At 74.1% G+C, this 12,392-nt stretch carries 8 protein-coding genes; 2 read left to right on the forward strand and 6 right to left on the reverse strand.

Annotated features, from left to right (window positions below; translation table 11 throughout):
* Window positions 1–11 precede the first annotated feature (11 nt).
* Together ACTMSW_RS04620 and gltB are read right to left on the reverse strand one after the other, a co-directional pair.
* Window positions 12–1,529, reverse strand: a complete 1,518-nt coding sequence (locus ACTMSW_RS04620; RefSeq protein ID WP_441179172.1) for a glutamate synthase subunit beta — start codon at window positions 1,527–1,529, stop codon at window positions 12–14.
* Window positions 1,522–6,201: a glutamate synthase large subunit gene (gene gltB / locus ACTMSW_RS04625; protein ID WP_441179173.1), complete on the reverse strand. Its 4,680-nt coding sequence runs from the start codon at window positions 6,199–6,201 to the stop codon at window positions 1,522–1,524. The genes ACTMSW_RS04620 and gltB overlap by 8 nt, the downstream gene beginning before the upstream one ends.
* A 157-nt stretch (window positions 6,202–6,358) precedes the next feature.
* Here gltB and ACTMSW_RS04630 point away from each other — a divergent pair, with 157 nt between their 5' ends.
* Entirely contained in the window at window positions 6,359–7,198 is an 840-nt protein-coding gene (locus ACTMSW_RS04630) for a GNAT family N-acetyltransferase (protein WP_441179659.1), read from the forward strand.
* Window positions 7,199–7,253: 55 nt separating this feature from the next.
* On the opposite strand, the gene ACTMSW_RS04635 is transcribed toward ACTMSW_RS04630, so the two are convergent.
* Window positions 7,254–8,441, reverse strand: coding sequence for an FAD-dependent oxidoreductase (locus ACTMSW_RS04635; protein ID WP_441179174.1), 1,188 nt, complete (start codon window positions 8,439–8,441; stop codon window positions 7,254–7,256).
* Between the two features lie 14 nt (window positions 8,442–8,455).
* Complete coding sequence (lgt, locus tag ACTMSW_RS04640; RefSeq protein WP_441179175.1) at window positions 8,456–9,583, reverse strand: prolipoprotein diacylglyceryl transferase; 1,128 nt, start codon at window positions 9,581–9,583, stop codon at window positions 8,456–8,458.
* A gap of 102 nt (window positions 9,584–9,685) precedes the next feature.
* Here lgt and ACTMSW_RS04645 point away from each other — a divergent pair, with 102 nt between their 5' ends.
* Window positions 9,686–10,186 (forward strand): NUDIX hydrolase, encoded by a 501-nt coding sequence (locus ACTMSW_RS04645; RefSeq protein WP_441179176.1) that lies wholly within the window; start codon window positions 9,686–9,688, stop codon window positions 10,184–10,186.
* Window positions 10,187–10,326: 140 nt separating this feature from the next.
* On the opposite strand, the gene trpA is transcribed toward ACTMSW_RS04645, so the two are convergent.
* Window positions 10,327–11,130, reverse strand: a complete 804-nt coding sequence (gene trpA, locus ACTMSW_RS04650; RefSeq protein ID WP_441179177.1) for a tryptophan synthase subunit alpha — start codon at window positions 11,128–11,130, stop codon at window positions 10,327–10,329.
* Window positions 11,127–12,371 (reverse strand): tryptophan synthase subunit beta, encoded by a 1,245-nt coding sequence (gene trpB, locus ACTMSW_RS04655; protein WP_441179178.1) that lies wholly within the window; start codon window positions 12,369–12,371, stop codon window positions 11,127–11,129. Before trpB ends, trpA begins: the two co-directional genes overlap by 4 nt.
* Window positions 12,372–12,392: the final 21 nt, after the last annotated feature.

Genomic DNA, 12,392 nt, shown 5'->3' on the forward strand with positions numbered 1-12,392 from the left:
GGACGGCGGGGCTAGCGGACGGCGAGGGGCTGGGCCGACGCGGTCACCGGGGCCGCGAGCGTGCCGACCCCGCCGAGGTACGCGTGGATGGCGGCGGCCGCCGCCCGCCCCTCGGCGATGGCCCAGACGATCAGGGACGCCCCACGGTGCATGTCGCCGGCGACGAAGACGCCGTCGGCGTCGGTCTGCCAGTCCGCTCGGGCGTCCACCGCGCCGCGGGCGTTGCGGGTCACACCGAACTGGTCGAGCAACGGCTGTTCCTCGGTGCCCTCGAAGCCGATCGCCAGCAGCACCAGGTCGGCCGGGATCTCGCGCTCCGAACCGGGCAGCGCGGTGACGATCCGCCGGCCGTCCTTCTTCTCCACGGTCACCTCGGCGATCCGTACCGCCCGGACCTGACCGGTGCCGTCGTCCACGAACTCCTGCACGGCGACGGCGAACACCCGCTCGCCGCCCTCCTCGTGCGCGGGGTAGCTGCGCAGGAGCCAGGGCCACGTCGGCCACGGGTCCCGGGCCTCGTCGCGGGTGTGCGGCGGCTCCGGGTAGAGGTCCAACTGGTGTACGCCGGCCGCGCCCTGCCGGTGGGCCACGCCGAGGCAGTCCGCGGCCGTGTCACCACCGCCGATGATCACGATGTGCCTACCGTGGGCGTCGATCGGAGTCCCGTCGGGCAGCACGGCAAGCGCCGGGCGGCCCTCCCCTGCGGCGGCGACCACCCTGTTCGCCGCCACCAGGTGGTGCATCGCCTGGTGCACGCCGCGCAGGTGCCGTCCCGGGGTCCCCGGGGTGTCCCGACCCTGCAGAGCCCCGCAGGCGAGCAGCACCGCGTCGTGCTCGGCGCGCAACTGCTCGGCGGTGACGTCGACGCCGACGTTCACCCCGGTACGGAAGCGCACCCCCTCGGCGGACAGCTGGGCCAGCCGCTGGTCGATGTGCCGCTTCTCCAGCTTGAAGTCGGGGATGCCGTACCGGAGCAGGCCACCGATCGCGTCGTCGCGCTCGTACACCGTCACGGCGTGACCGGCGCGCGCGAGCTGCTGCGCGGCGGCGAGCCCGGCGGGCCCGGATCCGACCACGGCCACCGACCGGCCGGACGGCGCCGGCACCGGCCGGGGCCGCAGCGCTCCGCGCGCCGCGGCCGCGTCGGCGATCTCGACCTCGACCTGCTTGATGGTGACCGGCTCGCCGCCGCCGATGCCCAGGACGCACGCCGCCTCGCACGGCGCCGGGCAGAGCCGGCCGGTGAACTCCGGAAAGTTGTTGGTGGCGTGCAGCGACTCCACCGCGGCGTCCCAGTTGCCGGTGCGGACCAGGTCGTTCCAGTCCGGGATGCGATTACCGAGAGGACAGCCGGCTGTGTCGCTGTGGCAGAACGGGATGCCGCAGTCCATGCAGCGGGTCGCCTGTTCCCGGACCAGATCCTCACCGGCCGGCGGGTAGACCTCCCGCCAGTCGCTGATCCGCACCGGTACCGGCCGGCGGGCCGGGAGCCGCCGGTTGTAGCGCAGGAAACCGTTCGGGTCAGGCACGAGCCACCTCCTGGGCGACCGCCCGCGGGGCGGGCGGCAGCGGCGCGGCCGGCGCCGCGAGTGCGCTCATGACCGCGTCGTCGACGTCACGGCCGGCGGCTTCGGCGGCCCGCATGATCTCCAGCACCCGGCGGTAGTCCCGGGGCACCACCGCGGTGAACTCCTCCACCGCCTCCGGCCAGCGCTTGAGCAGCGACTCGGCGACCGCCGAGTCGGTCTCGGCGAAGTGCCGCTGCACCAGCTCGTGCAGCACCGACCGTTCCTCCTCGCGCAGCGGCGCCAGGTCGACCAGCTCGGTGTTGACCCGGCGACGGTCCAGGTTCCACACGAACGCGGTGCCACCGGACATGCCGGCCGCGAAGTTGCGCCCGGTCTGGCCGAGCACCACCACCGTGCCGCCGGTCATGTACTCGCAGCCGTGGTCGCCGACACCCTCGACGACCGCCGACGCACCGGAGTTGCGGACCGCGAACCGCTCCCCCACCCGGCCCCGCAGGAAGACCTCACCCGAGGTGGCGCCGTACAGGATGGTGTTGCCCGCGATGATCTGGTCCTCGGCACGCTCACCGGGCCCGGCGTCGCCGTCGACGAAGGGCGCGGCGTCGTCCGGGCGGACGACGAGCCGGCCGCCGGAGAGGCCCTTGCCGACGTAGTCGTTGACGTCGCCGTACAGCCGCAGGGTGACCCCGCGCGGCAGGAACGCGCCGAACGACTGACCGGCGGTGCCCCGCAGGTCGAACTCGATGGTGTCGGTGGGCAGGCCGGTGCCGCCGAAGCGTCGGGTGACCTCGCCCCCGAGCATCGCGCCGACGCTGCGGTGCTCGTTGCGCACCGCGACCTCGACCCGGACCGGGGTGCCGTCGGCCAGCGCCGGGGCGGCGAGCGCGATCAGCTCGTTGTCCAGGGCCTGGTCCAGGCCGTGGTCCTGCGCGCGTACGCCGCGCCGCGCGGCGTCGGCCGGCAGCTCCGGCAGGTGCAGGACCGGGCGGAGGTCCAACCCGCCGGCCTTCCAGTGGTCGATGGCCGGGGTGAGGTCGAGCAGCTCGGTCTGCCCGATCGCCTCCTCGATCGAGCGCAGGCCCAACTCGGCCAGGTAGCCGCGGACCTCCTCGGCGAGGAAGAGGAAGAAGTTCTCCACGAACTCCGGCCTGCCGGTGAAGCGCTCGCGCAGCACCGGGTTCTGGGTGGCGATGCCGACCGGACAGGTGTCCAGGTGGCAGACCCGCATCATCACGCAGCCCTCGACGATGAGCGGCGCGGTGGCGAAGCCGAACTCCTCGGCCCCGAGCAGGGCCGCGACCAGCACGTCCCGGCCGGTCTTGAGCTGACCGTCGACCTGCACGGTGACCCGGTCCCGCAGCTTGTTCAGCAGCAGCGTCTGCTGCGCCTCGGCCAGGCCCAGCTCCCACGGGGTGCCGGCGTGCTTGAGCGAGTTCAGCGGGGAGGCGCCGGTGCCGCCGTCGTGGCCGGAGATGAGGATGACGTCGGCCTTGAGCTTCGCCACGCCGGCCGCCACGGTGCCGACGCCGACCTCGCTGACCAGCTTGACGTGCACCCGCGCGGCCGGGTTGACGCACTTCAGGTCGTGCACCAGCTGGGCGAGGTCCTCGATGGAGTAGATGTCGTGATGCGGCGGCGGTGAGATCAGGCCGACGCCCGGCGTGGCGTGGCGGGTCCGGGCGATCCACGGCCAGACCTTGTTGCCGGGCAGCTGGCCCCCCTCGCCGGGCTTGGCGCCCTGGGCCATCTTGATCTGGATGTCGTCGGCGTTGACCAGGTACTCGCTGGTGACGCCGAACCGGCCGCTGGCGATCTGCTTGACCGCGGAGCGGCGGGCCGGGTCGTGCAGCCGCTCGACGTCCTCGCCGCCCTCGCCGGTGTTGGACTTGCCGCCGAGGCGGTTCATCGCGATCGCCAGGGTCTCGTGCGCCTCCGCCGAGATCGACCCGTACGACATCGCGCCGGTGGCGAACCGCTTGACGATCTCGCTGGCCGGCTCGACCTCCTCGATCGGCACCGGGGGCCGTACGCCGGTGCGCAGGGTGAACAGGCCACGCAGCGAGCCCGCCTTCGCGGCCAGCTCGTCGACCTTGGCGGTGTACCGGCGGAAGACGTCGTACTGGCCGCTGCGGGTGGCGTGCTGGAGCAGGAAGACCGTCTCCGGGTTGAACAGGTGCAGCTCGCCCTCGCGACGCCACTGGTACTCGCCGCCGACCTCCAGCCGGTCGGACGTCTCCGTGCCGGGGGCGGGCCAGGCCCGCCCGTGCCGGGCGGCCACCTCGGCGTGGATCTCGTCCAGTCCGATGCCACCGATCTTGCTCGGCGTGCCCCGGAAGTAACGCTGGACGAGCCGGGTGTCCAGGCCGACCGCCTCGAAGACCTGCGCGCCGCAGTACGACGACACGGTCGAGATGCCCATCTTGGACATGATCTTCAGGACGCCCTTGCCGAGGCCCTTGACGTAGTTGCGGACCGCCCTCGCCGCGTCCAGACCGACCAGCGCGCCGGTGGCGATCATGTCCTCGACCGATTCGAAGGCCAGGTACGGGTTGACCGCCGCGGCGCCGTACCCGATGAGCACGGCGGCGTGGTGCACCTCGCGGCAGTCGCCGGACTCGACGATCAGTGCCACCTGCGTACGCGTCTGCTCGCGCACCAGGTGCTGGTGCACCGCGGCGGTGAGCAGCAGCGACGGGATCGGGGCCAGGTCGGCGTTGGAGTCCCGGTCGGAGAGCACCAGGATGCGGACGCCGTCCTCGATCGCCTCGGAGACGTGCCGGCAGATCTCGGTCAACCGGGCCTTGATGCCGGCCCCGCCCTCGCGGATCCGGTAGAGCCCGGAGACCCGGACCGCCTTGAAGCCGGGCAGGTCACCGTCCTCGTCGATGGAGAGGATCTTGGCCAGCTCGTCGTTGTCGATCACCGGGTACGGCAGGACGATCTGCCGGCAGCTCGCCGCCCCCGGGTCGAGCAGGTTGCCCTCCGGCCCGATGGTCGACGCCAGGCTGGTCACCAGCTCCTCCCGGATGGCGTCCAGGGGCGGGTTGGTGACCTGGGCGAAGAGCTGGTGGAAGTAGTCGTACAGCAGCCGCGGCCGGGTCGACAGCGGCGAGATCGGGGTGTCGGTGCCCATCGAGCCGATCGGCTCGGCGCCGGCCCGCGCCATCGGCGCGAGCAGGATCTTCAGCTCCTCCTCGGTGTAGCCGAAGGTCTGCTGCCGGCGGCGCACCGAGTCGTGGGTGTAGACCATGTGCTCACGGGCCGGCAGGTCGTCCAGCTCGATCAGGCCCGCGTGCAGCCACTCGTCGTACGGCTGCGCGGCGGCCAGCTCGGCCTTGATGTCCTCGTCGTGCACGATCCGGCCGGCCACGGTGTCGACCAGGAACATCTTCCCCGGCTGGAGACGGCCCTTGGCCACCACCCGCGCCGGGTCCAGGTCGAGCACGCCGGCCTCGCTGCCGAGCACCACGAGCCCGTCGTCCGTACGCCACCAGCGGCCCGGGCGCAGGCCGTTGCGGTCCAGCACCGCGCCGACGATCTCGCCGTCGGTGAAGGCGACCGAGGCCGGCCCGTCCCACGGCTCCATCAGGCTGGCGTGGAAGCGGTAGAACGCCCGCTTGTCCGGGCGCATGTCCGGGTCGTTCTCCCAGGCCTCCGGAATCATCATGAGCACCGCGTGCGGCAGGCTCCGCCCGGCCAGGTGCAGCAGCTCCAGGACCTCGTCGAAGTTCGCCGAGTCGGACGCCGCCGGCGTGCACACCGGGAAGACCCGGCGGATGTTGCCGGGCAGGTTCGGGGTGCGCAGCAGCGCCTCCCGGGCCTGCATCCAGTTGCGGTTGCCGCGGATCGTGTTGATCTCACCGTTGTGGGCGATGAAGCGGTACGGGTGCGCCAGCGGCCACGACGGAAACGTGTTGGTGGAGAACCGGGAGTGCACCAGCGCGATCGCGCTGTCCACCCGCTCGTCGGTCAGCTCCGGGTAGAACGCGGGCAGCTGGTCGGGGGTCAGCATGCCCTTCCAGACCATGGTCCGCCCGGACAGCGACGGGAAGTACGCCGGCACGCCCCGCTCGGCGGACTCCCGCTCGGCCTGCTTGCGGACGCAGAACGCCACCCGCTCCAGGTCGAGGCCGCCCAGCGGCGAGCCGGCCGGACCGGCGGGCGAGTCGGTGAGCCGGTGCGCGCCGAGGAAGAGCTGCCGGACCCGGGGCATCGCCGCGAGGGCGGTTTCGCCGAGGCCGCTCGCGTCGACCGGCACGTCCCGCCAGCCGAGCACGTCGGCGCCCTCGACCAGCGCGTACTTCTCCACCACCCGGCGGGCGCGCGCCTCGTCGGCGTCGTCGTCGGGAAGGAACACCAGGCCGGTGGCGTACTGGCCGGCCGGCGGCAGGGGAAAGTCGACGACCGCGCGCAGGAACGCGTCCGGCACCTGGATCATGATGCCCGCGCCGTCGCCGGTGTTGTGCTCCGCGCCCCGGGCGCCCCGGTGGTCCAGTCGGCAGAGCGCACCGAGGCCGCTGGCCACGACCGCGTGCGAGCGCCGGCCGTGCAGGTCCGCCACGAAGGCCACGCCGCAGGCGTCGTGCTCGAACGCGGGATCGTAGAGCCCGGCCGCGGCGGCGGCGGCATCGTGCGGGGCCGGCTGCGGGATATGCGGGTACGGAAAGGCCACCGGGCCTCCTGTCGTCACTCAGGATGGTTCTCTGGGTGGGGACGACGTCGGCCCTCAGCGGTCTATTGAGTCTACGTTAGGGGGGTCGGCGCAAGGCCAGTGCAGATTGATCACACCTTCCAGAGTCTGGGACGTGTAGTCTCGCGCGGTGGATCCGCTGCACAAGGACCTCTTCGACCGGTTGGAACGTTTCTACGACGGTGTGCCCCGGGACGTGGCGCGCGCGGAGGAACACGGCTCCCTGGTGCTCTTCGTCCGCGAGGGGGCCGGTTGGCCGTTCTACGCCCGCCCCCGGCTCGATGCCGCCGACCCGCCCTCGCTGGCCGACGTGTCGTCGGTTCGGGAACGGCAACGGGACCTGGGGCTGCCCGAGGCGTTCGAGTGGGTGCACGAGACCACCCCGGACCTGCTCCCGGTGGTCCGCTCGGCCGGCCTGTCGGTGCTGGAGGCGCCCCTGATGGTGCTCGACCCGGCCGCGTGCGCGGACCCGGCGACGCTCACCGACGTACCGCTGCGGACGCTGGACCCCGACGCGCCCAGCTTCGTCGCCGACGTGGCCGCGCGCCGCGCGGTGGCCGCGGTCGGCTTCTCCACCCCCGGCACCGGTCGCGGCGACGCCGGGCCGGCGCAGCGGGACGCCGCGCTCACCGAGTTGGACGCGGCGGCGGTGGACGAGGAGCGGACGCGGATCGCCGACGGGCGTCGACTGTCGGTGCTGGCCGAGACCCCCACCGAGGGAGCGCTGGCCAGCGGGATGGCGATGCGGGTCGGCGACGTGGCCGAGATCGCCGGGGTGGCCACCCTGCCGGCGGCCCGCCGGCGCGGCCTCGGCGCGGCGGTCACCGCGCTGCTCGCCCGCGAACTGCTCGCCGCCGGCACCGACCTCGTCTTCCTCTCCGCCGGCAGCGAGGAGATCGCCCGGGTCTACCTGCGGGTCGGCTTCCGTCGCGTCGGCACCGCCTGCATCGCCGAACCCGCCGCCGCCGTGGTCGGCTGACCCCACCGCGCCCACCGCCGCGCGTCGCCGTTCCGGCGACGCGTGCCCCGCGTGGTCAGGCCGGCGGACGCCACTGGGCGGCGGACGCGGCCGCGCTGCTCAGCAGGCGAGGGTTGATCGTCCCGAGCGCCGCGTCGCGGGCGCGCAGCGCCAGCCGCCCGCGCGCCTGGAGCACCGCCGACATGCGGCGGGTCTGCCGGACCACCGACGCCGCGCGGGGCCGGCGCACCCGGTCGTACGCGGACACGGCGTCGGGCAGCCGCGCCTCCCGCAGCATCGAGGCGAGGGTCGCGGCGTCCTCGAAGGCCAGGCAGGAGCCCTGTCCCAGGTGCGGCGGCATGGCGTGCGCGGCGTCGCCGAGCAGCACCACACCACCCGGACCGGCCGGAAAGCCGTACGACCGGGGCAGCGGCCGCAGCTCGCGGATCTCCTGCTGGACGACGTCGGCGGGGTCGGTCGCGTCGAGCAGGTCGGCGATCGGGGCGGGCCAGCCGGCGTACCAGCGCTTGAGCAGGGCGAGCTGTGTCTCCGGGGACTCCGGACGGGGTGCACCCGCCGCGGTGGCCACCCAGTAGATGCCGCCCCGGCTGGACGCACCGGACGAGCCGCGCTCGCCCAACGACGCCGCCACGAAGCGGTAGCCGGCGCCGAGGACCTCGCCGGTCGGTGGCGCACCGGCGGGCAGCCGGGGCGCCCGGTACCAGGGGATCACCGCCCGCCAGGCGGCCGAACCGGAGCTGACCACGCTCGCCTCCGGCGCGAGCTGCCGACGGACCGCGCTGTCGATGCCGTCCGCGCCGACGACCAGGTCGGCTTCGAGGACGTGACGGCCGTCGCCCACCGACGGGCGCTGCCCGGGCTCCGCGCGTACCGTCCGCACCGTCACCCCGGTGCGCAGCTCGACGCCGTCGCCGAGGCCGGCGATCAGCGCGTCGTGAAGGTCCTCCCGGTGCACGACGACCGGCATCCGGTCGGCCGGGGTGGGTCGGGGCTGCACGAGCCAGTGGCCGTCCGGCCGGCGGACCCCACCGTCGGGCAGCGCGGTGGCGATGGCCTCCAGGCCGGCACCCAGGCCGAGGGCACGCAGTGCGCGTACCCCGTTGGGCCAGAGCACCACGGCCGTCGGCTCCGGGCGGACCCGGTCGGCGCGTTCCAGCAGGGTGACCCGCCAGCCGGACCGGGCCAGCGCGCCGGCGACCGCCAGGCCACCGATCCCCGCGCCCACCACCACCGCGCTCCGCATGCGGCTTCCCTCGCTCAGCTGTCGCGGTCGGCGGGCCGGGACCCGGCGGCGTCCGCCGCCGCGGTGTCGGTCGGGCCGTCGTCCGCCGCTGTGGCGTCGAGGTCGGCGGGCCGGTCGGGGGCCGGCACCTCGCCGGTCTCCCGCCATCGCCGGAACTGCTCCTCGCTGACCACCCGGTAGCCCTCCGGCGCCTCCGGCCGGGCGCCGGCCTCCCGCGCCGACAGGTCCACCTGGGAGACGTCGGAGTCGGCGGCGGCCGGCACTCCGGTGGCCGCCGGACCGACGGGCACCAGGTACTCGCGGGGGCCGCGGACCCGGATGAAGTAGACCAGGCCGCCGAGGAAGACCAGTGCGGCCGTCCAGACATTCAGGCGTACGCCGAGGATGGTGTTCGCCTCGTCGGTACGCATCAGCTCGATCCAGAAGCGGCCGGCGGTGTACCCCATCACGTACAGCGCGAACGCGCGTCCCCGGCCGAGCCGCAGCCGCCGGTCGAGCACCACGACGAGGGCGGCCACGCCGACGTTCCACAGCGCCTCGTAGGCGAAGGTGGGGTGGTACAGACCCGGTTCGAGGATCGGCTGGCCGGCGTCGTCGCGCAGCGCCTGCCCGGGGTTGTCCGGGTCCATCCGGTGGATCTCCAGACCCCACGGCAGGGTGGTCCGGCCGCCGTACAGCTCGTTGTTGAACCAGTTGCCCAGCCGCCCGATGGCCTGGGCCAGCGCGAGGCCCGGCGCGACCGCGTCGGCCACCACCGCGAACGGGATGCCGAGCTGCCGGGCGGCGATCCACACGCCGACCGCACCACCGGCGACCGCGCCCCAGATGCCGAGACCGCCCTCCCAGACGTAGAACGCCTTGAGCGGCTCACCACCGGTGCCGAAGTACTTCTCGGGGGAGGTGATCACGTGGTAGATCCGGGCGCCGATGATGCCGGTCGGCACCGCCCAGACCGCGATGTCGAGCACCGCCCCGGGAGCGACGCCGCGCTGCCGCAGCCGGCGCTCGGTGACCCAGCAGGCCACGACGATGCCGACGATGATGCACAGTGCGTACGCCCGGAGCGGAAAGGGTCCGAGCTGCCACACGGCGGTGCTGGGGCTGGGCAGGGCCGCCTGGGGGGTCAGCGAGGCGAGGGTCACGGGTGCACACGCTACCGCCGCGGGGCCCTCCCGCGGCACCCCGGTCGGACACTTCAGCGACTCCCATGACTTCCGGTGGCCGTCGCCGTAGGCTCCGGAGCCATGAGCACGCTCACCTGGGCGGTCGCCGCGGTGGTCACGGACGAGGCCGGGCGGGTGCTGCTCTGCCGGCAGGGTCCGGGGCCGCGCCGGTACGCGCTGCCCGGCGGCCGGCTACGCCGGGACGAGAGCCCGGTGCACGCCGCCGCCCGCGACATCCGGGCCGAGACCGGCTGGGAGGTCGAGCTGGTGGACCTGGTCGGGCTCTACCACCTCGCCGCGGAGGCCACCGGCCGTCCGGACTGCGGCCCGCCGCCGGACGTCCTCGTGCACGTCTTCCGGGCCCGGACGCGGGGCACGGCGCCGACCGGCGACCCGCTCGGGGGCTGTCACCTCTCCTGGCACGACCCGACGGCGCTGCCCGAGGTGTTGACCCCGACGACCCGGGCCGCCCTCACCGACGCCCTGGCCGGCCGCTCCGGCGTCCTCCGCCCCACGACCAGCCCCACCCGTCCCCCGGGCCAACGCCCCGGCACCCCGACCGACGAACCAGCCCACCCCTGACCCGCCGCCCCGCCCCGCCCCGCCCCTCTCCTCCCGCGATCTTGCACTTTCGGACGCCGCATACAGGGCATTTCCGCCCGAACCGGCGACACAAAGTGCAAGATCGCGAGGACAAGGGGGCCGAGGGGTGGGGAGGGGGGTCAGCGGGTGGGGGTGCGGACGCCTTCGGCCAGGTCGGCGCTGAGGGTGCGCAGGGCGGTCAGGCCGGCGGCCTGGTCCTCGGCGTCCAGCACGCAGCGCACGAGTGCACTGCCCACGATGACGCCGTCCGCGTACCCGGCGACCGTGCCGGCCTGCGCGCCGGTCCCCACACCCAGGCCCACGCCGACCGGCAGGTCGGTGACCGCCCGGACCCGGGAGACCAGGACCGGCGCGGCGTCGGAGGTCTGCGCACGGGCGCCGGTGACGCCCATGATCGCCGTGGCGTAGACGAAGCCGCGGCAGTGCCCCACGGTCATCGCCAGCCGCGCGTCCGTGGACGACGGGGAGACCAGGAACGTCCGGTCCAGCCCGTACGCGTCGGAGGCGGCCAGCCACTCGTCGGCCTCCTCCGGGATCAGGTCCGGAGTGATGAGGCCGGTGCCGCCGGCCGAGGCGAGGTCCCGGGCGAACGCGTCGACGCCGTACCGCTCCACCGGGTTCCAGTAGGTCATGGTGACCACGGGGGCGCCGGTCGCGGCGACCGCCTCGACGACGCGCAGCGTGTCGGCGGTGCGGACGCCACCGGCCAGGGCGATGTCGCTCGCCTTCTGGATCACCGGGCCGTCCATCACCGGGTCCGAGTACGGGATCTCGACCTCGATGACGTCCACGCCGGCCTCGACCATGGCCGTCATCGCGGCGATGCTGCCCTCGACGGTCGGGAAGCCGGCCGGCATGCAGCCGACCAGCAAGGCCCGCCCGTCGGCGCGGGCCTTGTCGAACGCGACCCCGATCCGGCTCATCGTTCCGCCTCCTTGTCGAGGATGCCGAAGTAGTCACCGGCGGTGTGGACGTCCTTGTCGCCCCGCCCGGAGAGGTTGACCACGACGACCGGCTCGCGGCCCAGCTCGGCGGTGAGCTTCGGGGCGATAGCGATGGTGCCGGCGAGCGCGTGCGCGCTCTCGATGGCCGGGATGATGCCCTCGGTACGGCAGAGCAGCTCGAAGGCGGCCATCGCCTCGTCGTCGGTGACCGGCAGGTACGTGGCCCGGCCCGTGTCGTGCAACCAGGCGTGCTCCGGGCCCACACCCGGGTAGTCCAGCCCGGCGGAGATCGAGTGCGACTCCACGGTCTGCCCGTCGGCGTCCTGGAGCACGAACGTCCGGGTGCCGTGCAGCACACCCGCGGAGCCACCGGTGATGCTCGCCGCGTGCCGGCCGGTGTCCACGCCGGCGCCGCCCGCCTCGAAGCCGTACAGCCGCACGTCACGGTCGTCGACGAAGGCGTGGAAGATGCCCAGCGCGTTGGAGCCGCCGCCGACGCAGGCGGTGACCGCGTCCGGCAGCGCGCCGGTCAGGTCGAGGCACTGCTGCCGGGCCTCGTCGCCGATGCCCCGGACGAAGTCGCGCACCATGGCCGGGAACGGGTGCGGCCCGGCCGCGGTACCGATGAGGTAGTGGGTGCGGTCCACGTTGGCGACCCAGTCCCGCATCGCCTCGTTCATCGCGTCCTTCAGCGTCCGCGAGCCGGCGGTGACCGGGACCACGGTGGCGCCGAGCATCCGCATCCGGGCGACGTTGAGCGCCTGCCGCTCGGTGTCCACCTCACCCATGTAGACCACGCACTCGAGGTCGAACAGCGCCGCGGCGGTCGCGGTCGCCACGCCGTGCTGCCCGGCCCCGGTCTCGGCGATCACGCGGGTCTTGCCCATCCGCTTCGTCAGCAGTGCCTGACCGAGCACGTTGCGCACCTTGTGCGCGCCGGTGTGGTTGAGGTCCTCCCGCTTGAGCAGGACCCGCGCGCCGATCCGCTCGGAGAACCGCTGCGCGGTGTAGAGCAGCGAGGGCGTGCCGGCGTAGTCGCGCAGCAGGGCGCCGAACTCGGCCCGGAAGGACTCGTCGGTCATCGCGGTGCGCCACGCCCCGTCCAGCTCGTCCAGCGCGGCCACCAGGGCCTCCGGGACGAACCGGCCACCGAAACGGCCGAAGTGGCCGGCGGTGTCGGGGAACTGACCGGCCGGAGTGGCCAGTGCGTCGGCGCTCATCGCGGGTTCCTCTCGCTGCGG

The organism is Micromonospora sp. BQ11 (genome assembly GCF_052068135.1).
Classification (GTDB): domain Bacteria; phylum Actinomycetota; class Actinomycetes; order Mycobacteriales; family Micromonosporaceae; genus Micromonospora.

Coding starts and splice junctions, on each gene's coding strand:
- ACTMSW_RS04635 (WP_441179174.1), bottom strand. CDS start 8,441: ATGCGGAGCGCGGTGGTGGTGGGCGCGGGGATCGGTGGCCTGGCGGTC.
- ACTMSW_RS04645 (WP_441179176.1), top strand. CDS start 9,686: ATGAGCACGCTCACCTGGGCGGTCGCCGCGGTGGTCACGGACGAGGCC.
- trpA (WP_441179177.1), bottom strand. CDS start 11,130: ATGAGCCGGATCGGGGTCGCGTTCGACAAGGCCCGCGCCGACGGGCGG.
- trpB (WP_441179178.1), bottom strand. CDS start 12,371: ATGAGCGCCGACGCACTGGCCACTCCGGCCGGTCAGTTCCCCGACACC.